Source organism: Synechocystis sp. PCC 7509 (assembly GCF_000332075.2).
Lineage (GTDB): Bacteria > Cyanobacteriota > Cyanobacteriia > Cyanobacteriales > Chroococcidiopsidaceae > Aliterella.
On sequence record NZ_ALVU02000001.1, the window covers coordinates 898003 to 920578 of the forward strand.

The 22576-nt window shown below is 39.9% G+C and carries 24 protein-coding genes and 1 pseudogene; 16 read left to right on the plus strand and 9 right to left on the minus strand.

Annotated elements, in window-relative coordinates; translation table 11 throughout:
- Positions 1-19: 19 nt before the first annotated feature.
- The 3 genes from SYN7509_RS0204620 to SYN7509_RS0204630 all read left to right on the plus strand — a co-directional run bounded on the left by SYN7509_RS0204620 (position 20) and on the right by SYN7509_RS0204630 (position 2469).
- Positions 20-1066 carry a class I SAM-dependent methyltransferase gene (locus SYN7509_RS0204620; protein WP_009633099.1) on the plus strand — a complete coding sequence of 349 codons (1047 nt, stop codon included), beginning with the start codon at positions 20-22 and terminating at the stop codon, positions 1064-1066.
- A gap of 208 nt (positions 1067-1274) precedes the next feature.
- On the plus strand, positions 1275-1757 hold the full coding sequence (locus SYN7509_RS0204625) for a YbjN domain-containing protein (protein WP_009633100.1): 483 nt from the start codon (positions 1275-1277) through the stop codon (positions 1755-1757).
- Entirely contained in the window at positions 1723-2469 is a 747-nt protein-coding gene (locus tag SYN7509_RS0204630; protein WP_028954102.1) for a lipoate--protein ligase family protein, read from the plus strand. Before SYN7509_RS0204625 ends, SYN7509_RS0204630 begins: the two co-directional genes overlap by 35 nt.
- A gap of 129 nt (positions 2470-2598) precedes the next feature.
- On the opposite strand, the gene SYN7509_RS0204635 is transcribed toward SYN7509_RS0204630, so the two are convergent.
- Both SYN7509_RS0204635 and psaK read right to left on the minus strand, forming a co-directional pair.
- Positions 2599-3795: a site-2 protease family protein gene (locus SYN7509_RS0204635; RefSeq protein WP_009633102.1), complete on the minus strand. Its 1197-nt coding sequence runs from the start codon at positions 3793-3795 to the stop codon at positions 2599-2601.
- A 292-nt stretch (positions 3796-4087) separates the two neighbouring features.
- Positions 4088-4369, minus strand: a complete 282-nt coding sequence (psaK, locus tag SYN7509_RS0204640; protein WP_028954103.1) for a photosystem I reaction center subunit PsaK — start codon at positions 4367-4369, stop codon at positions 4088-4090.
- Between the two features lie 102 nt (positions 4370-4471).
- Between psaK and SYN7509_RS0204645 the strand changes: the two genes are divergently transcribed.
- The 6 genes from SYN7509_RS0204645 to SYN7509_RS0204665 all read left to right on the plus strand — a co-directional run bounded on the left by SYN7509_RS0204645 (position 4472) and on the right by SYN7509_RS0204665 (position 7328).
- Entirely contained in the window at positions 4472-5113 is a 642-nt protein-coding gene (locus tag SYN7509_RS0204645) for a phosphoribosylanthranilate isomerase (protein WP_202807269.1), read from the plus strand.
- Positions 5114-5354: 241 nt separating this feature from the next.
- A complete protein-coding gene (locus SYN7509_RS31640; RefSeq protein ID WP_369792304.1) occupies positions 5355-5657 on the plus strand; it encodes an FAD-dependent oxidoreductase in 303 nt (100 codons plus the stop codon).
- A 5-nt stretch (positions 5658-5662) separates the two neighbouring features.
- Positions 5663-5821: an NAD-binding protein gene (locus SYN7509_RS31225; RefSeq protein WP_009633105.1), complete on the plus strand. Its 159-nt coding sequence runs from the start codon at positions 5663-5665 to the stop codon at positions 5819-5821.
- A gap of 57 nt (positions 5822-5878) precedes the next feature.
- Positions 5879-6451: a Uma2 family endonuclease gene (locus SYN7509_RS0204655; RefSeq protein ID WP_009633106.1), complete on the plus strand. Its 573-nt coding sequence runs from the start codon at positions 5879-5881 to the stop codon at positions 6449-6451.
- Positions 6448-6810 carry a type II toxin-antitoxin system TacA family antitoxin gene (locus SYN7509_RS0204660; RefSeq protein WP_227501469.1) on the plus strand — a complete coding sequence of 121 codons (363 nt, stop codon included), beginning with the start codon at positions 6448-6450 and terminating at the stop codon, positions 6808-6810. Before SYN7509_RS0204655 ends, SYN7509_RS0204660 begins: the two co-directional genes overlap by 4 nt.
- Complete coding sequence (locus SYN7509_RS0204665; protein ID WP_009633108.1) at positions 6810-7328, plus strand: N-acetyltransferase; 519 nt, start codon at positions 6810-6812, stop codon at positions 7326-7328. Before SYN7509_RS0204660 ends, SYN7509_RS0204665 begins: the two co-directional genes overlap by 1 nt.
- A 64-nt stretch (positions 7329-7392) precedes the next feature.
- Here SYN7509_RS0204665 and SYN7509_RS0204670 read toward each other — a convergent pair whose 3' ends face one another.
- On the minus strand, positions 7393-9981 hold the full coding sequence (locus SYN7509_RS0204670; RefSeq protein WP_009633109.1) for a S8 family peptidase: 2589 nt from the start codon (positions 9979-9981) through the stop codon (positions 7393-7395).
- A gap of 23 nt (positions 9982-10004) precedes the next feature.
- A complete protein-coding gene (locus SYN7509_RS0204675) occupies positions 10005-11015 on the minus strand; it encodes an ATP-binding protein (RefSeq protein ID WP_227501470.1) in 1011 nt (336 codons plus the stop codon).
- A gap of 241 nt (positions 11016-11256) precedes the next feature.
- On the opposite strand from SYN7509_RS0204675, the gene SYN7509_RS0204680 reads away from it, so the two are divergent.
- Positions 11257-12366 carry an ABC transporter permease gene (locus SYN7509_RS0204680; protein WP_009633112.1) on the plus strand — a complete coding sequence of 370 codons (1110 nt, stop codon included), beginning with the start codon at positions 11257-11259 and terminating at the stop codon, positions 12364-12366.
- On the opposite strand, the gene SYN7509_RS0204685 is transcribed toward SYN7509_RS0204680, so the two are convergent.
- Both SYN7509_RS0204685 and menA read right to left on the minus strand, forming a co-directional pair.
- Entirely contained in the window at positions 12340-13293 is a 954-nt protein-coding gene (locus SYN7509_RS0204685; RefSeq protein ID WP_227501471.1) for an o-succinylbenzoate synthase, read from the minus strand. The two genes, SYN7509_RS0204680 and SYN7509_RS0204685, sit on opposite strands and share 27 nt — an antisense overlap.
- The gene (gene menA / locus SYN7509_RS0204690; protein ID WP_009633114.1) at positions 13251-14150 is read right to left on the minus strand and encodes a 2-carboxy-1,4-naphthoquinone phytyltransferase; all 900 of its coding nucleotides are present in this window, start codon (positions 14148-14150) and stop codon (positions 13251-13253) included. The genes SYN7509_RS0204685 and menA overlap by 43 nt, the downstream gene beginning before the upstream one ends.
- A gap of 335 nt (positions 14151-14485) precedes the next feature.
- Here menA and SYN7509_RS0204695 point away from each other — a divergent pair, with 335 nt between their 5' ends.
- Positions 14486-15895: an isochorismate synthase gene (locus SYN7509_RS0204695; RefSeq protein WP_009633115.1), complete on the plus strand. Its 1410-nt coding sequence runs from the start codon at positions 14486-14488 to the stop codon at positions 15893-15895.
- Here the strand turns inward: SYN7509_RS0204695 and SYN7509_RS0204700 are convergent.
- Together SYN7509_RS0204700 and SYN7509_RS0204705 are read right to left on the minus strand one after the other, a co-directional pair.
- Positions 15887-17176, minus strand: coding sequence for a glutamate-5-semialdehyde dehydrogenase (locus SYN7509_RS0204700; RefSeq protein ID WP_009633116.1), 1290 nt, complete (start codon positions 17174-17176; stop codon positions 15887-15889). The genes SYN7509_RS0204695 and SYN7509_RS0204700 overlap by 9 nt on opposite strands.
- A 1-nt stretch (position 17177) precedes the next feature.
- Entirely contained in the window at positions 17178-17624 is a 447-nt protein-coding gene (locus SYN7509_RS0204705) for a DUF2141 domain-containing protein (RefSeq protein WP_009633117.1), read from the minus strand.
- Between the two features lie 144 nt (positions 17625-17768).
- On the opposite strand from SYN7509_RS0204705, the gene SYN7509_RS0204710 reads away from it, so the two are divergent.
- The 3 genes from SYN7509_RS0204710 to SYN7509_RS0204720 are packed head-to-tail and all read left to right on the plus strand — an operon-like array spanning position 17769 to position 20242.
- Positions 17769-19589 (plus strand): ABC transporter ATP-binding protein, encoded by a 1821-nt coding sequence (locus tag SYN7509_RS0204710; RefSeq protein ID WP_009633118.1) that lies wholly within the window; start codon positions 17769-17771, stop codon positions 19587-19589.
- Between the two features lie 43 nt (positions 19590-19632).
- The gene (locus SYN7509_RS0204715; RefSeq protein ID WP_148297927.1) at positions 19633-19869 is read left to right on the plus strand and encodes an AbrB/MazE/SpoVT family DNA-binding domain-containing protein; all 237 of its coding nucleotides are present in this window, start codon (positions 19633-19635) and stop codon (positions 19867-19869) included.
- Entirely contained in the window at positions 19862-20242 is a 381-nt protein-coding gene (locus tag SYN7509_RS0204720) for a type II toxin-antitoxin system VapC family toxin (protein WP_009633120.1), read from the plus strand. The genes SYN7509_RS0204715 and SYN7509_RS0204720 overlap by 8 nt, the downstream gene beginning before the upstream one ends.
- 96 nt (positions 20243-20338) lie before the next feature.
- Here the strand turns inward: SYN7509_RS0204720 and SYN7509_RS28260 are convergent.
- Positions 20339-20599: pseudogene (locus SYN7509_RS28260) on the minus strand (DUF1517 domain-containing protein); the annotation flags it as partial.
- A 113-nt stretch (positions 20600-20712) separates the two neighbouring features.
- On the opposite strand from SYN7509_RS28260, the gene SYN7509_RS0204730 reads away from it, so the two are divergent.
- Together SYN7509_RS0204730 and SYN7509_RS0204735 are read left to right on the plus strand one after the other, a co-directional pair.
- Positions 20713-21954, plus strand: a complete 1242-nt coding sequence (locus SYN7509_RS0204730) for a trypsin-like serine peptidase (RefSeq protein ID WP_009633122.1) — start codon at positions 20713-20715, stop codon at positions 21952-21954.
- 72 nt (positions 21955-22026) lie between these two features.
- Positions 22027-22455, plus strand: a complete 429-nt coding sequence (locus SYN7509_RS0204735; protein WP_009633123.1) for an META domain-containing protein — start codon at positions 22027-22029, stop codon at positions 22453-22455.
- Positions 22456-22576: the final 121 nt, after the last annotated feature.

Here is a 22576-nt window from a genome sequence, read left to right on the forward strand (position 1 = left end):
ATTGATATTAGCGCTGACCATGTCTGACACCCTAACCAAGCTGACTTATCAGACTTTTCAAAATAGTAAAAACTACTTTGGTTTAGCTCATAAATACTTAAGTTCGCAAGTAATGGGCTTAGTATCTCCTCAGTTAAAACCAAAATCATCGCCTTTGACTCCAGCATTACTCTTACAACTGCAAGCAAGGTTAAACAAATTGCTAGAAGTAGATTGGCAAGATGCGGAAAACGGAGTATATGCTCATAGTTTGCTATTTGATAATCCTTGGGCTGACTTTTTCCGTTATTATCCTGAAGTTTGGCTAGATATGCCGCAAATTTGGCAGCGAATCAACGAGAAAAATTATCAAGATTTTTCTGTAGATGTACCCAAAGATGGCTATCCTAGCTACTACTTGCAAAATTTCCACCATCAAACTAATGGTTATTTAAGCGACTCGTCAGCTAATTTGTATGACTTGCAAGTTGAACTATTATTTGGGGGTTCGGCTGACCCCATGCGGCGACGCATTCTAGCACCCTTAAAAGCTAATTTAGCAGCTAATCCCAAGCCTCGGATTTTAGATGTAGCTTGTGGGACGGGGAGGACTTTGAAGTTATTACGAAACGCTTTCCCCCAATCGTCGCTATTTGGTACAGATTTATCCGCCGCTTATTTGCGAAAAGCTAATCAAGAATTATCGCAAATTCCTGGGGAATTACCGCAGCTTCTCCAAGCCAACGCCGAAGAATTGCCTTATTTAGACAACTATTTCGATGCTGTAACTTGTGTATTTACATTCCACGAGTTGCCAAGTGCTGCACGTCAGCAGGTAATAGAGGAGTGTTTTAGAGTGGTGCAGCCAGGAGGAGTTTTTGTAATTTGCGACTCAATTCAAATGAGTGATTCGCCGGAAATGTTGCCGATTATGGATAGTTTTCATGAAACCTTCCACGAACCTTACTATAAGCATTACATTAGCGATGATTTGGTAGAAAGGCTGGAAAAGGCAGGTTTTGAGGATATCACAACGGAGGTGCATTTTATGAGTAAGTATCTGATTGCTCATAAAAAAGCGACTTAATACAGGAGATTTAGTAGATTTTTCCTTTGGGGAAACACCCCCTTCATGGTAATAAGGTGGGAAGCGTAGGGGCGCAATGCATTACGCCCCTACGACGATCACTATAAAATACATGATTGGCTAAAAAATCAAATAAAAATGCTATATGCTTACAGGCGGTAGAGTAGGTTTAAGCAATTAAAAACTAAGAATTTTAGGAGTTATTAGTATGACTAATGCCGATGCGATCGCAAATCAACCCATAGCCAGCGAACAATTGATTGACGATTTGATTGAAGGAAGTCCATCTAGCCATATAGATGTAATTCAAACGGTCATTGCCAGCCTCGAACAAGGCGATAGCGCAATGGTAAGCCATACAGAAACAAACTACTTATGGAAATTTAAGTACGGTAGCGTAGAAGTATTCGTGCAACTTAGCGGACTAACAGACGAAGATACAATCTCAGTTTGGTCTAAAGTGTTAAATTTACCGACTAAAAATGACGCGGGATTGATGCGGAAGCTTTTAGAAATGAATTGGACGAATACCTTTGAAGCTTGTTTTGGCATCGATAAAGAACAAGTAGTTGTATTATCAAGCCGCACTTTAGCAGAATTGTCGCCAGGAGAGATTTCGCGCATCATCACGATAGTAGCCACAATCGCTGATGACAATGACGAAGCCTTACAAGCAGAATTTGCAGCCTAGACCTATTTGGCGGCTAATTCCGCTCTTAGAAGCCCCTGGGCGGGTACAAATGGCAATTGACCAATGGTTGGTAGCTCAACACCAGTTAGGCTTGCATCCGCCAACTTTGCGCTTTTATACTTGGTCGCCTGTGGCAATTTCTTTAGGCTATCATCAATCTAATTTTCCCCGCAATTGGCAACAAATTACTTGGAAGGGCGAACTTTTAGAATTGGTACGTCGTCCTACGGGGGGAAGGGCGGTACTACATCAAGGAGATTTGACTTATGCTGTTGTAACATCAGGACTCAATGGGAGTCGAATGCAGGTGTATCAACAGCTTTGTGAGTTTTTAATTAGAGGATGGCAAAGTTTAGGAATCGAGTTGCAATACGGCAATGCTGGGCGGGGATACATTCATAACCCCAACTGTTTTGGTACGGCGACAGGCGCGGATTTGGTGCTACTTGATGGTAATAAGTTGATTGGTAGCGCTCAGTTAAAACGCGGTGGGGTAATATTGCAACATGGTTCAATGCGTTTAGCACCAGATAAAGAGTTATTTGGGCGGGTTTTTGAAACGGAGGTTTTTCAGCCTATTAATCTACCTCTAATTGAACCAATTGCTGTGATAGAAGCTTTGACTACTGCTGCCAGCAATTGTTTTAACATTCAATTAGAGGTAAAACCTTTGTCTGCGGTGGAGTGGAAGGAAATATCTAGCCTTTTGTAGATTAGACTTCTTGCGTAAATAATTTTTTTCCCCCCTAACCCCCCAATTCTGGGGAGAACCGGAGTCCAAATGCTAGAGACGTTGCACTGCAACGTCTCTAGATAGATTCGTATATTTAATCAGCAATGTCTAGCTTTTTGTAGATTTGGCGATCGCACCTAATTGTAAACTAGGCGGAAAACTACCATCATCCTTAATCCGCTTGATATCAGCTTCGGAAAAGGGCTTTTGCAGCTTTGCACCTACCGCCCTAACAATATCACCACGATCTATTATCCCTGCTACCGCGTCGGCGGGAGAAAGAACTATAATTCTTGGCAATTGCTGGGTTTCTAGCCGATTAATTACTTCGACTAGCGGTGTAGATTCTGTAACGGAGGGAACGTCGGTTAAAGGATGCAATATATCGTGCAAAGTTTTATTTTCCCACTCGCTACGCTCTACCGCCCGTAAATCATCTATTGACACTGTGCCTCGGTATCTGCCCTCAGAAGCGGCAAAATAGACCTCTGGGGCGGTGGTTTGGAGTAAATAGGTATCTGCAAAAGAACGCAGGCTTTGATCGGCATCAATGACCCGAAAATCGCTGCTAACGGCATCACTAGCTACCAACTTCAGCAAAATTTCTTGCAAGGAAGTCACGCTGTTATAGGCGTTGGCATTACGAATCCCAAACCAACCAAGTAAAGCAATCCATAAGCCAGTAATTAATTCGCCTGTAAAAAAGTCTATGGCTAAACCCGCCGCGATCGCACTCCAACCTAAAACTAACCCCGCCCGTGCTGCCCAATGTACAGCTTTAAAGCGATCGCCTGTAACTTTCCATACTGCCGCTTTCAATACTTGTCCGCCATCTAAAGGTAAGCCCGGAATGAGGTTAAACAAGGCTAATACGATGTTGATTTTGGCTAAATCCCCAGTCATGGCACTGACTAAACTACCGCTTGGTAAGGCAATACTAAGCAGCGTCAAAATTACAAATAATCCAATACTAACGGCGGGTCCGGCGATCGCAACTTGAAACGCGCCTCCTGGAGTTTTTGATTCTTCTTCAATTGCGGCGATTCCACCAAAGAAAAATAAAGTAATTGATTTAACTTTAATTCCCTGCTGTTGTGCTACTAAACTATGACCGAGTTCGTGCAATAATACTGAACCAAACAGCATTAAAGCCATTACTAGCCCTGCACTCCAAGATAGTACGCTTCCCCATTGAGTGTAAGCAACGCCAAAATTTACTGTAGCGATCGCTAAAATCCCAAACCATAGCGGATCTAAAAATAAAGGGATTTCAAATAAAGATCCAACTCGCCAACCTGTTTGCATGGCATTTTCCTATAACTAAATATTTCCAGGCGACGGACATATTAACCTGTAACTTCTAGAATAGACAATTGCCCTTTAACAGGGCGACGGCTAACCGTTCGCATAATCCGTACTTGCAAAAGTTTAATCAATAAAGGGCGCAGAAATGCGCCCCTACATTAGACTTTCTGCGTAAATAATCTTTCGCCCCCTTGACCCCCAAGTCTGGGGGAACTGGATCTCAATTCCCCCAGACTTGGGCGATTTAGAGGGGGCAATCCTTGATTCGTACAAGAAGTCTAGTTAAAATTTTTTACTTCAATGCACCGATATTTGTTAGTCCCAAAACGGTAGCAATACCGATAATATGACCAAAGCTCATTGAAGCTAAAAACGTACCAACGCTAGGATTGTTGAACAGCGCCGGGAATGGTAAAGGCATTTTAGGGCCAGCTTGAGGATAGCGAATAGTTCTACCCGCAATAAACAAGATTACTAAGCTAATACCTACAATAATCGCTGTTCCCGTCCAGCTCCATCGTACAGTGTCAGGAACTGTTGGCTGGACTGCGGCTAGTAACATCAAATTAAGCAAGGTGTATTCCTCCCGAAAACAAGGATATTAACAACTTATTATCAAAATAGACTGGCATAAAACCAAAATCTGTTTTAAAAGTTAATTAAAGATTTGATAAGAATTGCAATGCGAGTCAAAATTTGTGGGATTACAAAACCAGACCAAGGAAAAGCGATCGCTTCCATAGGTGCTAACGCCCTTGGTTTTATCTGCGTACCAGCTTCACCTCGCTATGTCACCTCTGGGCAGATTCTAGCAGTCACAGAACTAATCCCAGACAATGTAGGGTGTATAGGTGTTTTTGCTAATAGTACCATTGCCCAAATAAACCAGATAGTCGCGGAGGGTGGTTTAACCGGGGTACAGTTACACGGCGACGAATCCCCAGATTTTTGCGCCCAGCTTCGCCAAGTTTTGCCCAAGGTAGAAATTATCAAAGCGCTCAGGGTGAAAAACTCCCAAGCGCTAAAAGAAGTAGATATTTATACAAGTTACGTTGATACTTTATTACTTGATGCCTATCATCCTCAACAATTAGGCGGTACAGGGAAAACTTTAGATTGGGATACTTTGCAAGAATTTAAACCTAAATGTGCTTGGTTACTAGCTGGAGGTTTGACCCCCAACAATATAGTTGAGGCTTTAAGTCAAGTAAAACCTAACGGAATTGATTTATCTAGCGGTGTGGAACGAAATCCTGGAGACAAAGACTTGGATAAAGTCTCTCAGCTATTTGAGCAATTAAAATCGATTAAAAATTAATTAAATGCAGAAATTGAATTAATAAATCTCAAATTCTGCATCAATTATGAGGTTTTTGTTGTCTTTAATACAAATTAATTAGGGAATTATTTTGAATGTCTTATCTAGGATCATAAAAAACTAATGTGCCTAAATCAATTACAGCCAAAAAAACCTTGTTGTAGTTGGAAATGGCATGGTAGGGCATAAGTTTATAGAGGAAATTATTGCCACTGGTGCAAAGGATTCTTGAAATATTATAATATTTTGCGAAGAACCGCGCGTAGCCTACGAGCGAGTAAATTTAAGTGGCTATTTTTCCGGTAAAACCGCCGCAGACTTAACTTTAGTTACACCGGGCTTATATCAAGAAAATAATATTAAAATTCATATAGGCGATCGCACAATAGAGATCGAACGTCAACAAAAAGTAGTTCATAGTGCTAACGCTTTAGCAATTAGTTACGATAAATTAGTATTAGCGACAGGTTCTTTTCCTTTTGTCCCGCCCATTAAAGGCAAAGATACCGCCGGGACATTTTTTATCGCACGATTGAAGACTTGAAAGCCATGTCTGCGTATACCAAAAATTGCCAAGCTGGGGTAGTAATTGGTGGTGATTTATTAGGCTTAGAATGTGCTAACGCTATAAAAAATATGGGTTTAAAAACTCATGTAGTCGAGTTTGCATCGCGATTAATGCCCACGCAAATAATAGAGTACAAATAGCAACAAGCTAAGTGCATTATCCTAGAAGATAAGAATGCCAGGATAAAGAGTTTCGCCATGAGCCAGACTACAACCGATAGAGTGCGCTGGACTACAAAAGACATAGAACTTTTAGCCAACAGCAATGAAGGTACTCGCTATGAAATTGTTGACGGAGAATTGTTTGTGACCAAAGCGCCCCATTGGACACATCAAACTACTTGTGGCAATATTTGCTTTGAATTAGAACATTGGTCAAGAGATAAAGGCTTAGGGCGGGCTACTATCAATCCTGGCATCATCTTTACAGATAGCGACAACGTAATTCCCGATATAGCTTGGGCTAGTAACGAACGATTAGCAGTTTTGCTAGACGATGCGGGACCTTTGACGGGCGCACCAGAATTAGTTGTAGAAGTATTATCCCCCGGTGCAGAACAAGAGCGTCGAGACAGGGAAGCTAAATTAAAACTCTATTCTTTAAGAGGAGTACAAGAGTATTGGATTGTAGACTGGCGGTTGGAAACAGTGGAGATTTATCGCCGCGAAAATGCCGCCTTAGTATTAGTAGCAACGCTGACAAGTGAGAATGAATTAATTTCGCCCTTGTTACCAGATTTTGCTTGTACTGTAGGGCGGTTTTTTGAGTGATAATTTCATATACGGCAAATTGCCGTATACAATTAAAGCTATCAGCTTACACAGATTTCTATTTTACTAATATGGAGATTGCACCCCAGCAAAAATTAATAGCACGGCTTGAGGCTCGTGTTAGTCCAGAAACTAAAGCTCTTTTGCAAAAAGCAGCAGATTTAGAAGGGCGTACCCTAACCGATTTTGTTGCTGCAAGCGCTCAAGCAGAAGCTTACAGAGTGATTGAGAAACATCAAACACTTAAACTCAGTGCTGAAGATAGTATTGCTTTTGTCAATGCGCTGCTCAATCCTCCCCAACCTAATGATGCTTTGCAGGCGGCGGCTTTACGCTACAAGCAAATAATGTCAGTTTAATGGGATTCAAAATTGAGCTATTTGAAAGCCGTAGGCATTCTCGTTCAGGCTTCTGTTGTGGGATAGATAGTTTAGACAGCTATGTAAGCAAACAAGCATCTCAGGATCTCAAAAGACGAGTATCAACGGTGTTTGTCTTAATTAATGAGCCTGAAACTAATGTTTTGGCTTACTACACGCTCTCATCCTACACTGTTGAAGTTAAAGCTCTAAACGAAGATTTTGCCAAAAACTTACCTCGTTACCCATTATTGCCAGCTACATTGTTAGGTCGCCTTGCCGTTGATAATAAATACAAAGGTAATAGATTTGGTGAGTTGCTGCTGGTGGATGCTCTCAAAAAATCTCTAGATGTATCCTTGCAAATTGCATCTTTAGCTGTAGTCGCAGAATCCTTAGATGAAAAAGCTTCGGGCTTTTATCTCAAATATGGCTTCCAACAGTTTAAGCAAGATCCTTTAAAGCTATATCTACCCATGAAATCCATCGCCAAACTTTGTGCAAAACTGAGTATTTAGAATAATTGGCATGATAAGTAATAGGCGATTGCATATTTTTATTGAAGTGGTAAAGTGCGATCGCCTAATAACTTTCTATCTGTTGCTTAACTTCTATCTCAACTTGCGCCTCAATAAGTGCAGCATAAATTGGAATATTATTTTCTACTGCCTCAAAACTAACGACAAGCGAGTATGGAACTTGCGCGTCTGGATCGTTGTTCCAACCTTCATGTCCAACTACTGCTAGACAAAACGCTTCGGTTAGCTCAAATGACTTTAAAGTAGCCCAATCTTTCTGGATAGTACCTGCGCTTCTAGATACACCTCTAACTGTTCCGTGATTATTTTGCTTACCCAGAGTCCATTTAAACAATCCTTCTCCTTTCTCAGCATCTTCTGGAGCATCATACTCTTGTAAAATCCTCGCTAGAAACCTTTTTGAATCTTCTCCTTTTTTACTGCAATCCCAGTCAAGCCAAGTAGAAAGATACTTTCTACGGTTTCTACGAGTTCGGCGTGGTTGTGCTTTGTAAGATAGTGTAACTTCTACCAAGATATCAAAAGCCTCTCCCTGCGATCGCAATTGTTCTGGTAGCTTGACCTGATAAACATGAGCCTGTCCAGCTTTAAGTGATGGTTCTGCTGTTGTCATCAACGTAATGCGGTGAGGAGAATTACTCAAAGCCCGTTTAAGGTTAACCAGACCATAACCCATTTGACGAATAACTTGCAGTTTGTCAGCATTCTGTTCCATTGCCCATGCTGACCACCTAGCTGATTGTACTATTAACGCTCGATAAAGAAGGCAACTTTCCTTTGGTAACTCAGCCGCGAGACACGCTGCAATATAGCTAACTTTTGGCGCAGCAAATGATGTGCCAATATTGTCTGAGTCAAAGGCTGAACCACCACTTAAAGTTGACCGTACCAATTCAGGACAAACATTTGTAGGGTAAATAAGGTTAGGTGGGATACTTTCATCTTTTACTAAATCTCCGCCATATTCAACTACTTCCGGTTTGATCGTACCCCAAAGTCCTAACCCAGAGCAGGAAAAAGCTGATGGTTTATCTTGTTCTGCAATCGAAGAATAAGGTGGTACGTGATATGAAGCTGAAGAAATGGAGCCAACAGTCAAAGCTTGAAAACTTTGGGCAGGGTTAGCAATTCTGCATGATTTTTCAAATAAATAATCTGGGTATGGTCGATTAGCTGCAAGATGTTCGCTAATAGAGAGCCTTGTCGCGCCTACTTTGTTGTTTATAGGTAAGTTTCCGGCTGCTACGATAAAAAGAATATCCCTTTGCCATGTCAGATTATCAATAGTTGCTGCCCACGCACTCATACACTGAGTTCCACAAGGAACAGCCCCAGTAATAGAATGATTAAAAATTCTTGTATTCGTTCTATTGTTGTAAAAATCTACAATATCCCCTAACAAATTTGGTGGGAATAACTTGTCAGGTAACTTACAATCTTTATCTAATCCTCTAGCATTTTGTATCCAACAAACAGCTTTTTCCCTTCCACTACGAGGTATATTTCTAGGATAAAGCACTGCACCTGCTACTCTAGTTCCGTGTCCTCCATTATTGACATAATCAGCAGTTTTATCAATTTCTCCAGGAATCCAAGATTTTGAGTTTTGCGAATCAATTGCTGCTTTAAGAAGAGAATGCCCCTCTTGAATGCCACTATCTATAATACATACTTTTGGAGCATCTGGTTCTGGTGGTTCAAGTTGAAATGGAGGAGAAGCGTTGTTATGCAAGCTTATTGGCTGAAGATGCTCAACAAATTTATCTGGTTCACTAACATCAAAAACATACGGGAAGTTAGAAACTAAATCTTTTAATCCATTACCGGAAATTTGAACTCGACAGGAAAAACTATCTGATAATTCAGCAGAACTGGGAACAATCCCGTCAACTATATTTAATATTTCTCCTTGATATAAACTAACAAACTTTGTTAATTCATCCTCTCTTTGTGATTTTAAATCATCCCATTCTTGATAGGTAAGATCCCGTTTATTTATCCAATTTATAATTTTTTTAGAGTAGGTTTCTTTTGTGTCGCTATCTGTTTCCTCTGGGTAGTTAGGTAATTTTGATTTAATCCCTATACAAGCAATTCCTACATCCACAGTATAGATTTGCTGACCGTTAATTTTATCCCACTCACTGAGCAAGTCAGGTGACAAAATGTATTCTGGTAGTTTATCCCCCTCCAGTAATTCCCATATCTCGCCAACTTTACCCGATCGTTGTTCTTCGTTAATAAATTTTTCTATCTTTTTTTGTAATTCGCTTAGTTCTATATCAGCAGACGCACCAATAATATATCCATCTTCTAGTTCAGCAATTAATTCAATACCATAGGATTTTAAACTTGCTGGATCGAAAGCAGAGGGATCAATTTTTAAAATAAGCGGTTTGGCATTGGGGAGGGGAGGTTTTGCTTCTTGCTCTCGTTTTTCTTGAGTGTCTTGCCAATAAAATATTATGGATTCTATAGAGTTTTTTAACCTACTGCCATGTCCTTGACGATTACCAAAATTTTCAGTAGTTCGAGGATTTTGTTGCCTAGCGCCTCCTCTAGAAAGTTCAGCAGATCCTGTTCTTACAAGACTAAGCTGAATATGGGGAAATTTATTAGCCCGTTCTACCATTTACTTCTCCACACACCAAAAACTTAATTCCAGGACACTTTACTTTCTTTAATCGCTTCTTCTAAATGTTCCTGAATAACCAAATCTTCTCGTTCAAGAATTGCTCTTTTAGCTGCATCTTGTGCAACCCGCACAACTTGAGCCGCAGAAAAACCTTCCATCTGCTTGACGATCGCTAACCAATTGATAGCACCTATTTCAACAGCAGATAATGTATCTTTTAGGATAATTTCTAACTCTTTTGCTCCTGGTTTTGGTACTTCAATCAAGTCATCAAATCGTCGCCAGAGTGCAGTATCTAGAGACTTATTGAGATTGGTAGCAGCTACCAGAAGACCTGACGATGGTTCATATTCATCCAAAATTTGCAGAAATGTATTCACTACTCGCTTGATCTCTCCTACTTCTTGATTATCCTGGCGGGACTTGGCAATAGAGTCACATTCATCAAGAAACAATAAACAGGGGTATTTTGCTGCATCCTCAAACACAAGCCTCAAATTGCTAGCTGTTTCTCCTAAATAAGACGAAACCATAGCATCAAACCGTACTTTAATTAGTGGTAAACCTGTATTCCAGGCTAAACGCTCGGCTCCTAATGTCTTTCCACAACCTGGGGAACCGTATAATAGGATCTTTTGCCGATAACGAAGCCCGTAGTGAGCAAGTCTGTCTCTTGCCGCATACTCACGTTCAATGCGGCGGAAACGTTTTTCAATATTTTCCGGCAATACCATATGATGCCGTAGATTTTCTCTTTGTATAATAGTAACTAGAGGCAAAAGACTTCGCTTGCTAGTTGGTAGTTCGCTAAAAGTTTGTAATTGTTTTGGGATCAGGGAAGTAGGCTGGCTACGATTAGTAAAATTATCTTGCTGGTTGCTCTTGGTAATGTTTTCTAACTGTTCGGCTAGAAGCGTATGTCCTTTTTTCCGCTCCTCCTGAATTACTAAGTACGTCAATTTGTCGATCGCCACTACATCTGAACTGGCGATCGCTTTAAAAAATCTTTTGAGAAGCTCTGCTTTCATCATGCTCCTCAGTATAAAGGTTTGTGTGAGGCTATTCCAGCTAGCTTTTTACGATCATTATAATACATTTGTACTATTTAAGCCAGTAAGAACACTTTTTATTCTGTGACTTAATCCATAAGTTACAAAAGTAATTTTAACTAAATTGTTGGCTGTTGCAATGAGAGGATTGAGTAACACGGGCGATCGCATCTTCTTATCCAGATACGTTAATCTATCTTTAATTGGCAAAAAGGAAACTGCAATGAATTGGTGGCAACGACTGAAAAAAAATCCTTTAGCCCGATTTGGGGCAATATTGCTGTTAATTTTCTATATATCAGTATTTGCGGCGGATTTTGTTGCACCTTACGATCCTTACGATGCTCAAGCAAATGGCTCTTTATTACCGCCTACTCAAATTTATTGGAATGATGAGGCGGGTTTTGGCCCTCATGTTTATCCTACAACTCAGGGTAAGACAGATTTAGAAACAGGCGATCGCAAATTAATTGTAGATCGTCAAAAACCTGCCTGGTTGCGGCTATTTGTCACTGGTGCGCCCTATCAAATGTTTAAGTTCAGTCTGCCTTTACCTCCTACTTTTCAAGAAGTAGAAATATTTGGCGGTATTCCTGGAAATCTGCACTTATTTGGGACATCGGGAGACGCAAAGTTTAATCTCTTGGGTACAGATGAACAAGGGCGCGATCAATTTACGCGATTATTGCATGGTGGGCGAATTAGTCTCAGTATCGGCTTACTAGGGATTGCGATTACTTTCCCTTTGGGTATGATTGTGGGCGGTATTTCTGGCTACTTTGGCGGCTGGACAGATAGTATTATTATGCGCTTGGTAGAAGTGCTGATGACTATTCCCAGTTTGTACCTTTTAGTTGCTTTAGCGGCGGTTTTGCCCCCAGGATTGAGTAGTAGCGAAAAATTTATTTTAATTGTCTTAATTACTTCTTTTATTGCCTGGGCGGGTTTGGCAAGGGTAATTCGCGGACAAGTGCTATCAATTAAAGAGCGCGAATTTGTCCAAGCAGCTAAAGCTATGGGTGGCGATTCGTTTTACATTATTATCCGCCACGTTTTGCCCCAAACTGCTAGTTATATTATTATCTCTGCAACTCTTGCCGTGCCGAGCTTTATTGTGGCAGAATCGGTACTTAGTTTGATTGGTTTGGGCATTCAGCAACCCGATCCTTCTTGGGGTAATATGCTGTCGCTGGCAACTAATGCCTCAATTTTGGTGCTGCAACCTTGGTTAGTTTGGCCCCCAGCATTATTAATTATTCTTACGGTATTGGCGTTTAATTTGCTCGGTGATGGGTTGCGCGATGCTTTAGATCCCCGGAGTATTCGGCGATAGAAAGTTATCAATCCCAAAGCCTACCGCGCGGTGAGGATTAGCTAATTCAACAGCTAAATTTAGGGCGGAGTTTCTACCAATTTCTGTTTCAAAGGCGGAAGAGAAAACAGCGTCAATGGGGTAAGTTTGGCAAAACTGACGCAAGCGAGAAGGATAACCAACAATACTAGGTTTGATGACAAAAATCCCTCGCCATCCCCTTTGATAACAAGCTTGGAGTTGATTAAAAGTAGCCACCGATTCATCAAGGGCGATCGCAGTATTATATAAATTACTCAATGTCTGCATCTGCTCAAACTGTTCTAATCCTAGCGGTTGTTCGATAAATTCAACTAATTTACTACTGTCACTTTTTTGCAACCATAGATTAGCTTCGTCGTAAGTCAAACCGCCATTAGCATCTAAGCGCAATTTTACAGGTTTTGGAATTTGGGTAAAGGCGGCAAAAATTTCTAATTCCTCAACAATGGGGTAAACTCCAATTTTCCATTTAAAAGTACGATAACCTTGTTCCCAAAGCTTACCCCATTGTTGTAATGCCGCTTTTCCGGCACTTAGCAAGCCACTGTAGGTTAAATGGTGGGAATTTTGATTGTTAAGCGCCAAAGCTGACTCAAAGCCAAACTGACAAGCTGGGAGCGAATCAGGAATTGTGTAAATAGTTTCTGTGGTAATTTCTGGTGGTAATTGACGACAATAATTAAGGGCTTGGTTTACAGTTTCAGATCCAAACCAGCTAATCGGGGCAATTTCTCCCTGATGGGTTTTACCTAAGTTATCTGTAAGACTTAAAATTATTCCTTCCCTAACTTCCCATTTGCCATGACTTGTTTGCAAAGGTTGTTTAAAGGGGCGTTGATAAGGCTGAAAAGCAAATTGGTACATTAACCAAGCATAAATCCCAAACTCAAAAGTAATCCACTCCAAAAATGTAAGGCTACAGCAATAAACTTACAATTACTAACTATATCTGGGCGATCGTGATTTTTTTGGACGTGCTGAACTAACTTAATTGCAAAAGGGCAACTTAACCAAATAAGTAATGTCCAAATTGGGAAGTTTCCCACAATTGCTAACATCGTTGTTAGTAAATAAATGCTTCCACCCAGCCAAGGTAACAAATTAGCAGCTTTTAAAGTACCTAAACGTACAATTGGCGATTTTTTTCCGGCGGCTAAGTCGTCGGTTATTTGGTGGAAGTGAGAGCAAAATAAAATTAAACTTGTGGCAACTCCTACTACAACTGAAGCTGATAAGCTAGTCATAGAAAGGCTTTGCGCTTGGCTGTAGTAAGCGGCGGCGACAGCTAAGGGGCCAAAACAAATAAAACAAATAATTTCCCCTAAACCTTGATATCCTAAGCGAAAAGGTGGCCCTTGATAGGTGTATCCTAATCCGCAACACAACATAATTAAGCCAATAATTGTTACGTCTTTTTGCCAAAATGCGATCGCACCTATTCCTAATAATCCCACACCTAAAAACAAATTACCCAACCAAAATATTAGCTGTTTGTTTCCGGTTAAATTTACCAGGGAATGAGCTTTATTTTTATCGATTCCTGTTTCAGAGTCAAACACATCGTTGCTAAGATTTATCCAAGCAACAATCAAAATTGCTGACATTAAAAAAGTAGCAAAATGCCATCCAACAAATACTTTCGTTTCGGCAAAAGCTACCGCCGTCCCTACCCAAATAGGAATAATAGCTACACTATACATCGGCGGCTTAATTGCTGCCATCCATAAATTAGGCTTTGGATAAGAAATTAATTCAGTAGTCATATATTGATTATTTGTTCAAGAACGAGTGTAAAAATAAAAAATGTTTCGATCTATTAATTAAATTTAAAATGTTGGTGATTCAATAACCTTTGATTGATGTTTTTCTATAACTTAATTTTTCAAATAGTACAGTTATTCGGTAACATAAAGGTATCTTACTAATAATAGCTAGGACTTATATACTACAGGAGAGACAAAGGTATAGCAATGAGCATAAAACTTAATCTTTGACTAAGTGGCTAAAGGTCGCTCCAATATGATACCTCTAGGAATATCATCACAAGAAGCCGCTTTTTAAGAACGGAAGTTTAAAAAAGTTTACTATTTTTACATCCATGCCAGTTCTACCTTGTATTACCAGTTTTGCTTTAGATTACAAAAAACTCTATCAATTTCTCTTAGCTTGCCAGCAAAAATGTTTGCTCAATAGTTGCCAGCAATTCGTTAGCATACCTGTGGCAATTGAACAAGTAGATCCATTAGTTATTTTTGAAAATATTGCCCAAGTTCAGCAACTAAACTTTTATTTTGAACATAAAGGCAAACAAGAAGCAACGGCGGCGATAGATGCGATCGCACAATTACATTTGCATGGTAAAAATAGATTTAATAAAGTTCAAGAGTTTATCAAATCTTGTCAGGCAAAGACAGTAATTTTTAGCAATCTTAATAATATTGCTTTACCGCCGCGTTTTTTCTGTAGTTTTAGTTTTTTTGACGACAACGAGGCAAATTATCCTTTTCCCGCCGCTACAGTGTTTTTACCGCGCTGGCAAATTACAAAAAATAGTGACTTCTGTACATTGGTTGCTAATGTAGCAATTGATGCCAAGACAAACTTAGAACTACTACTAGACGACTTAAAAACCAATATTCAAAATATTCTCAGCTTGGACGATCAATTAAATAAATATCACCTACCAGGCAAGTTAATCAAAAAAGATGTCTCGAATGTCAAGAGATTCAAACAAACCATCTTATCGGCGCTGGAGTCTATCCACAAAAAAAAGCTAGACAAAATTGTTTTGGCTCAAACCTTAGATGTATTATCGGGTAAAGACTTCAGCTTATATAACTCTTTAAATAATTTGCGGCAAATTCACCCAAATTGTTATGTATTTTCCACCAGCAATGGCAAAGGACAAAACTTTATCGGTGCAAGTCCAGAGCGTTTAATCAGTATACGCGATCGCCAATTAGTTATTGATGCTTTAGCAGGAAGCGCCCCCAGAGGAAAAACCGCCGTTGAAGACGCAGACTTAGCAAACTTATTACTAAACAGCGACAAAGAAAAACGCGAACACAAAGTAGTTATAGACTTTATCACCCAACACTTACAGGCGCTAGGAATAGAAGCAAATATATTACCCCCCAGCTTGCGCCAACTATGCAATATTCAACACTTGTGGACACCAATAGAGGCAAAAATTCCCGTTAATGTGCATCCTTTAGAAATTGTGGCACAATTGCACCCTACCCCTGCCGTTGCAGGAGTTTCTAGAGATTTAGCTTGCGCGGAAATTCGACGCTATGAAGATTTTGAACGGGGATTATACGCCGCACCTTTAGGATGGGTAGATTACCAAGGAAATAGCGAATTTATTGTTGGTATTCGTTCGGCTTTAATAGATGGCGATCGCGCTAGACTGTACGCAGGAGCAGGAATTGTCAAAGGTTCTGACCCCGATAAGGAATTAGCCGAAATTCAACTAAAACTCCAAGCATTACTTAAAGCTTTAGTCTAAATCTTGATGGTTAAAAGCTTTAGCATCAACCCCGGTGTAAGTCGCGGCAATTTGTCCATTTCCCACAAGCTGATACTTGTAAGTAACTAACCCTTCTAAGCCCACTGGGCCGCGCGGAGGCAGCTTTTGGGTACTAATTCCCACTTCAGCCCCAAAACCATAGCGGAAGCCGTCAGCAAAGCGCGTAGAACAGTTGTGATAAACCCCAGCGCTGTTAACTTGAGATAGGAAAATATTTGCAGTGGTGGGATCTTCGGTTGCGATCGCATCGGTATGTCCTGAGCCATAATAATTAATATGGGCGATCGCATCGGTTAAAGAATCAACTACTTTAATTGATAAAACTAAATCGCTGTATTCTGTCTCCCAGTCGGTATCATTAGCGAAGCCTACATCAATAATTTTACAAGTACGTTCATCGCCCCTTAATTCTACAAAGCGCTGTTGTAAAGCCTTGGCGATAACGGGGAGAAATTCTGCTGCAATATCAGTATGAACAAGCAAAGTTTCAATCGCATTGCAAGCGGCGGGATATTGGGTTTTGGCATCAATAGCAATTTCTACAGCTTTCGCCACATCCGCCGCCTTATCCACGTACAGATGACAGATTCCTTCAGCGTGACCTAATACGGGAATATGCGTGTTATTTTGCACAAAGCGGACAAAAGAGTTAGAGCCTCTAGGGATAATTAAATCTACATACCTATCTAACTTTAAGAGTTCTAAAGTTTCCTCTCTAGTTGTAAGTAACTGGACAACTTCGGGGCTAATGTTTGTTTGCGCTAGTCCTGTATGAATTGCTGTTAAGATTGCTTGACAAGAATGAATCGCCTCTTGTCCACCTTTGAGGATTACGCCATTTCCTGACTTAATCGCTAAAGTAGAAATTTGAATAGCCGCGTCGGGTCTAGCTTCAAAAATAACCCCTAAAACCCCTAATGGACAAGTAACGCGCTTGAGGATTAAATTGTCATCTAATTGACGGTGAATTTGGATTGCACCTACAGGATCGCTTAAATTAGCTACATCTCTAACTCCGGCAATTGCATCGTTTAGCTTGGCTTCGTCTAATTTTAGGCGGTTGTATAAAGGTTTGGGAATGCCTGCACTGACGGCGTTTTGGCAATCAATCCCATTAGCGGCGATAATTTCGGCTTTTGCTGATTCTAAAGCAAGTGCGATCGCATTTATTGCCCGATCTTTCTCCTCACTGGTAAGCGTGGCAAGATTTTGGGCATGATGGCGACAAATAGAGGCGACTTTAATTAAAGAATTATCCATGCTACTTAAATAAATATTGCATCGTGATCAGGATAGTTTTATTTTGGCTAAGATTAAAGCTTGCTTCTTTAAACTTGGGAGCGCGAGTTTTTACTTTAGGATTATTAGAAATCCCAAAACCTTCCGATGGAATACCTAAAAAGTTGGTATTTAGCTTACTGTCGCTATTTTTGTCTGCATACAAAGAAACGGCATAATTACCGGGTTTTAATCCGTAAAAGTCTTTCGTTGCCGAGTTTCCAGTAATTTTAGTACAGCCGCTTTGCACCATACCTTTAGCACTTCCCGGAAATCCTTGCTCGTTTGAGTAAATTCTTAAGCAAACTTGCCCTGTTTGATGTCTTAATCCATCTATTACAACTGTTAGCTTTGCTGTAGGTTGCGCCTGTGCTGAAAAAGGGATGAGGCTAGATAAGGTGGCTAGGAAAAATACATTAAATTTATTCATACCTTATTTTATTGAAAATCGGTAGAGATTGAGGTAAGTATATCGAAGTCAATCTCTAGCATGGTGACAAGGGGGAAAGGCGATCGCTACCTTAAAGGAAATGTAAAGATAAGAAAGTTACAAAAATTACTATTTAGGCTGCTCATGACAAGCGTATCACCTGCAACACCGCCTTTGGAAAGTCGCAAGCCAAGGGAAAACGACTGGCGATTGTTCCTCCGGTTAGTGCCTTATGCGCGTCGTCACGGACGTTTGCTAACAATTTCCATGTTATTGCTCGTACCTTTAGCGATATCTGGAGCGTTGCAACCTATTGTAATTGGACAAGCAATTTCTTTAATTCGCAAGGAATCAAGTACCTATGAATTTTTGCGAAATCTCCCCTTAGCACAAGGATTAGGGATTTTAGAAGGATTATTACTACTAACTGTTGTAATTAGGCTAGTATTTTCCGGGATTCAAGGCTATTTGGTGCAAAAAGTAGGGCAACAAATTACCGCAGACATTCGAGACGATTTATTTGAGCGCGTTACCTCTTTGGCGGTACGTTTTTTTGATCGCACTCCCGTAGGAAAATTGATCACCCGTCTTACTAGCGACGTTGAAGCGTTGGGAGATGTCTTTACAACAGGGGCGATTGGGATTGTCAGCGATATATTTTCTATGCTGGTAATCATTGTATTTATGTTTCGGGAGCAATGGCAATTAGCTTTGATGCTGGTGTTGATGTTATTGCCAATTACCGGGTTAATTGTTTACTTTCAGCAGCAGTACCGCAAAGCAAACTACAAAGCTAGAGAAGAATTATCAGCGCTCAACTCTACTTTGCAAGAAAATATAGTTGGCATTAATGTAGTGCAGTTGTTTCGCCGGGAAAGATTCAACGCCGAGTTGTTTCGCACTACCAACCAGCGCTATATCAAAGAAGTAGATGTAACTATTTTTAATGATTCCGCCGTATCGGCAACTTTAGAATGGATTGCTTTAGTGGCGATCGCTGCCGTACTCTGGTTAGGTGGAATATTTATCTTGCGTCAACAGTTAGATATTGGGCGTTTATCCACGTTTATCTTATTTGCACAACGATTATTTGACCCTTTGCGCCAGTTTGCCGAAAAATTCACCGCTATTCAAGCAGGTTTTACCGCCGTAGAGCGAGTTAGCGATATTTTAGACGAGCCGATTGAGATTAGAGATCCTGAAAAAGGGAAAAGTGCGAAGTCATCTATGATATCTATGGGCGAAATTCGCTTTGAAAATGTCTGGTTTGCCTACAAAGACGACGATTACATCATTAAAGACTTAAGCTTTACAATTAATCCTGGCGAAAAGATTGCTTTAGTTGGGCCCACCGGAGCGGGGAAAAGCTCAATTATTCGTCTCCTCTGTCGCCTGTACGAACCTAGTCGGGGACGTATTTTGGTAGATGGGGTAGATGTAAGAGATTTGCCACAATCCGAGCTACGCCGTCGTATGGGGGTAATTTTACAAGAAGGTTTCTTATTTGCGGGTGATGTGAAAAGTAACATTACCTTGGGTGATACCTACACAATGGATGAAATTCGCGCCGCCGCCCAAAAAACCAATGTAGACAAGTTTATCGAACAATTACCCCAAACCTACGATACTCAGCTAAGAGAGCGGGGGACAAACCTTTCTAGCGGTCAAAAACAGCTACTAGCCTTTGCACGGGCGGCTATTCGCAATCCACCAATATTAGTATTAGATGAAGCAACAGCGAGTTTAGATGTGGGTACAGAAGCATTAATTCAAGACGCGCTAGATAAATTGCTAATTGGACGCACTGCGATCGTTATTGCTCACCGTCTCTCTACTATTCGCAATGTAGATCGAATTTTTGTATTGAAACGCGGACAATTAATCGAGTCAGGTACTCATGAGGAATTGTTGCAACAAGGGGGACTATACGCCAGCTTGCATAACCTGCAAATGTTTGGTAGTTAGTTTATATGTCATAATATCTAAAATATGACATCGTTTAATGAATATGACAGAAGCAATAGTCCGTATCAATGAGCAAGGTAGAGTTGTCATACCAGTAAATTTACGTCAGGAATTGGGTTTAGTTACTGGCTCAAAGTTGATAGTTCGCTTAGAGGGTAAAAAAATTGTTTTAGAGCAGCCAGAGGATGTTTTTAGGCGGTTGCGTTCTACTTTTAATTCTCCCACCTCTTTAGTAGATGAATTAATTGAGGAGCGACGTACAGAGGCAAAAAATGAGTAATTATGTTTTAGATGCCTCAGCAATTTTAGCCTTGCTCAATAATGAACCAGGGGCGGATATAGTACAAGCAGTTTTGAATAATGAAACTTGTATCATGTCTGCGGTAAACTGGTCGGAAGTAGCAAAAAAATTGTCCGACAAAGGTTTAGCCATAGAGCCAGTAGCTCAAACTTTAAAAGGGCTTGGTTTAGAATTTCAAAACTTTGACTACAACCAAGCCGTTGCTACAGCTAGTCTTCAAGCTCCTGCTTTATCTCTTGGCGACCGAGCGTGTTTGTCATTAGCTCAATTATTGGGATTCGTAGCATTAAGTGGCGATCGCCTTTGGCAAACTTACAATCTAGGTATTTCTATTCAACTTATTCGCCCTTAAAGCCTATTTTGGCGTGAAAATGATTCTGCATGGTTTCAAAACCAATACAACATCTGGTTGCCACAATTGGTACATCTAACCAACAACATCTAGCAACTAGGCAATTTGAGCCATGTTTGTATATTCAGTCAACAACTCATCATAGGTAAGGCTATCGGTTTCTACTTGAGGACTCCAGATTAATTCAAACATCATCAAATAGTCCGATCGCATTGAACCTACTTTGTTTAAAGTTGTTGTTAAAGCTTCTATTGTGCGAACTTCTGTAAATAATGGGCGATCGCCTGCTGTGCCAATAATTAAAGTAACGATAATGTAGTCTGCGGAACTTTCTTCAAAGTTAGAAGTTACGGGTTTTTGTTTTCTAAGCCCATTATGTTAATTTTTATACCAAGTTTCTTACTATTGTAGATAAAAGTTGGATTATATCAGTAACAAATATTACACACCACAAAGGTGTAAATTTAGCCATGAATAAATATCACCAATTAGTTGTCAGCCTAGGTGTGCTAACAGTTTTAGGGCAAGAAACAGCACTGGGGCAAAATAGAGATGAGGCAGTAATACTAAAGGGACAGCAACAACAATTGTCTACCGAAGCAATAAAAAATGCTGCACCTCATAAAAATTATCTATCACCATTAAATCTTCCTAATCTAGCTCCCACAAGCGAAGCAGAATTTAGACAAAATTCTGCTTCGCCTGGGATAAGTTCCCAAGCAAAAATTCCTAATAATAATTTAATAAATAGTTCTACTTCTACTTCTACTCCTAGGGCTTTTGGTTCCTATGGGGTACCCTATACTTCCAAAAGGGTATCTCATTTTCCAACTTCCGTTGTAAGCTCCAATGCTAATGGTTACCTAAGTGCTACTTATCCTTATAGTACTATGGGAAGATTGGCTTTTAGTGTAGGCACTAATAATGCTCATTGTTCGGCTACACTAATTCGTCGAAGTATAATTGTTACTGCTGCCCATTGTATTCAAGGGTTTGGTAGTGGTAGTAGCATCTATTCAAACTTTACCTTTGTACCCTCTTATTATAATGCCATAGCTCCTTATGGAAGTTGGAGTTGGTTATCTTTAGTAAGACCATCTTCTTGGGCTAATGGAACAGATACCGGAAGTGGTGCAGCAAGAAATAATGATCTAGCAGTAATTGCCATACGCAAAAACTCCGCAGGTCAATTTATTGGAGACATAACAGGATATATGAATTATGGTTGGAACAACTACTCTTTTACTACTTCTAGTCGTACAGGTAATATCCCCATTGCTGCTATTACAACCACAGGATATCCAGGATTATTAGATTTAGGTCGAATAATGCAAAGGTCTGATGGACCAGGTTATTTAACTACAATTAGTAGTGCTAAACAAATTTATCAAGGTAGTAATTTTACTGGAGGATCTAGTGGTGGAGCCTGGGTAACTAATTTTGGATATCAGTCTCCTGCTTTTTCTGGTGGTGCATCTGCTGGAAATTCTTCTGTGCCTAACGTAATTGTCGGTGTTACTTCCTGGGGTGCTAGCGATCCAAATTTACCCAAAGATAATTACTCTTCTCAATTTGGACAAAATACTCAGTATCCTTTAGCTACCTACGGTACTCGTGGTGCTGGTAATATAGCTTCAATACTTAACACACTATGCTCTTCTACTCCTTCTGGCAGTACTCAAACTCTCCAACAACAAGGTTACTGTAATTAAATGATTTCTTATTCTTGGAACCAGGAATAAGAAATAGGAGTCTATAAAATTATAAATAGCTCTGTAAAAATTATGCGAAAACTTTTTTTAATCCCATCAATTATCATGGGAATCATTTTAAGTTCTGGTGCTAGTTTATTAGCCTGTAATTCCAAATCTATGAATTTAGAAAATTCTTCTTGGATTCTTAAAAATTGGGATAATCAAGGTTCTATTGTAGAACCTGAATCGAAAATATATCTAAGCTTTAAAAATAATCAAATAAATGGCTCTGGGGGCTGTAATAATTTTGGTGGTACTTATAAAATAGTTGATAATAAACTTATTGTAGAATCATTTGGTGCAACTAGAATAGCCTGCAACCCCCTGATAATGAATCAGGAATCTCAACTTTTTTCTGCACTCCAATCTTTAGGTCGTGTTAACTTTAATACTTCCGGTAGCCTAGTATTGCATACTAATACAAGTGTATTTTACTTTAATCCTAATAAAATTAATTAGATATTGTCAGCATTATAAAATAGAGGAATAAAAATAGGCGTTGCTGAAACAAGGTAGGAAAATGATTTTACGAAATCTTTAAACCAATGCTAGAGACGTTGCAGTACAACGTCTCTACAGC

What these genes read in the sequence shown, in the direction of transcription:
- SYN7509_RS0204620 (WP_009633099.1), top strand. Translation starts at nt 20, where the DNA reads ATGTCTGACACCCTAACCAAGCTGACTTATCAGACTTTTCAAAATAGT.
- SYN7509_RS0204625 (WP_009633100.1), top strand. Translation starts at nt 1,275, where the DNA reads ATGACTAATGCCGATGCGATCGCAAATCAACCCATAGCCAGCGAACAA.
- SYN7509_RS0204630 (WP_028954102.1), top strand. Translation starts at nt 1,723, where the DNA reads ATGACGAAGCCTTACAAGCAGAATTTGCAGCCTAGACCTATTTGGCGG.
- SYN7509_RS0204635 (WP_009633102.1), bottom strand. Translation starts at nt 3,795, where the DNA reads ATGCAAACAGGTTGGCGAGTTGGATCTTTATTTGAAATCCCTTTATTT.
- SYN7509_RS31225 (WP_009633105.1), top strand. Translation starts at nt 5,663, where the DNA reads ATGTCTGCGTATACCAAAAATTGCCAAGCTGGGGTAGTAATTGGTGGT.
- SYN7509_RS0204655 (WP_009633106.1), top strand. Translation starts at nt 5,879, where the DNA reads ATGAGCCAGACTACAACCGATAGAGTGCGCTGGACTACAAAAGACATA.
- SYN7509_RS0204665 (WP_009633108.1), top strand. Translation starts at nt 6,810, where the DNA reads ATGGGATTCAAAATTGAGCTATTTGAAAGCCGTAGGCATTCTCGTTCA.
- SYN7509_RS0204670 (WP_009633109.1), bottom strand. Translation starts at nt 9,981, where the DNA reads ATGGTAGAACGGGCTAATAAATTTCCCCATATTCAGCTTAGTCTTGTA.
- SYN7509_RS0204675 (WP_227501470.1), bottom strand. Translation starts at nt 11,015, where the DNA reads ATGATGAAAGCAGAGCTTCTCAAAAGATTTTTTAAAGCGATCGCCAGT.
- SYN7509_RS0204680 (WP_009633112.1), top strand. Translation starts at nt 11,257, where the DNA reads ATGAATTGGTGGCAACGACTGAAAAAAAATCCTTTAGCCCGATTTGGG.
- menA (WP_009633114.1), bottom strand. Translation starts at nt 14,150, where the DNA reads ATGACTACTGAATTAATTTCTTATCCAAAGCCTAATTTATGGATGGCA.
- SYN7509_RS0204695 (WP_009633115.1), top strand. Translation starts at nt 14,486, where the DNA reads ATGCCAGTTCTACCTTGTATTACCAGTTTTGCTTTAGATTACAAAAAA.
- SYN7509_RS0204700 (WP_009633116.1), bottom strand. Translation starts at nt 17,176, where the DNA reads ATGGATAATTCTTTAATTAAAGTCGCCTCTATTTGTCGCCATCATGCC.
- SYN7509_RS0204705 (WP_009633117.1), bottom strand. Translation starts at nt 17,624, where the DNA reads ATGAATAAATTTAATGTATTTTTCCTAGCCACCTTATCTAGCCTCATC.
- SYN7509_RS0204710 (WP_009633118.1), top strand. Translation starts at nt 17,769, where the DNA reads ATGACAAGCGTATCACCTGCAACACCGCCTTTGGAAAGTCGCAAGCCA.
- SYN7509_RS0204715 (WP_148297927.1), top strand. Translation starts at nt 19,633, where the DNA reads ATGACAGAAGCAATAGTCCGTATCAATGAGCAAGGTAGAGTTGTCATA.
- SYN7509_RS0204720 (WP_009633120.1), top strand. Translation starts at nt 19,862, where the DNA reads ATGAGTAATTATGTTTTAGATGCCTCAGCAATTTTAGCCTTGCTCAAT.
- SYN7509_RS0204730 (WP_009633122.1), top strand. Translation starts at nt 20,713, where the DNA reads ATGAATAAATATCACCAATTAGTTGTCAGCCTAGGTGTGCTAACAGTT.
- SYN7509_RS0204735 (WP_009633123.1), top strand. Translation starts at nt 22,027, where the DNA reads ATGCGAAAACTTTTTTTAATCCCATCAATTATCATGGGAATCATTTTA.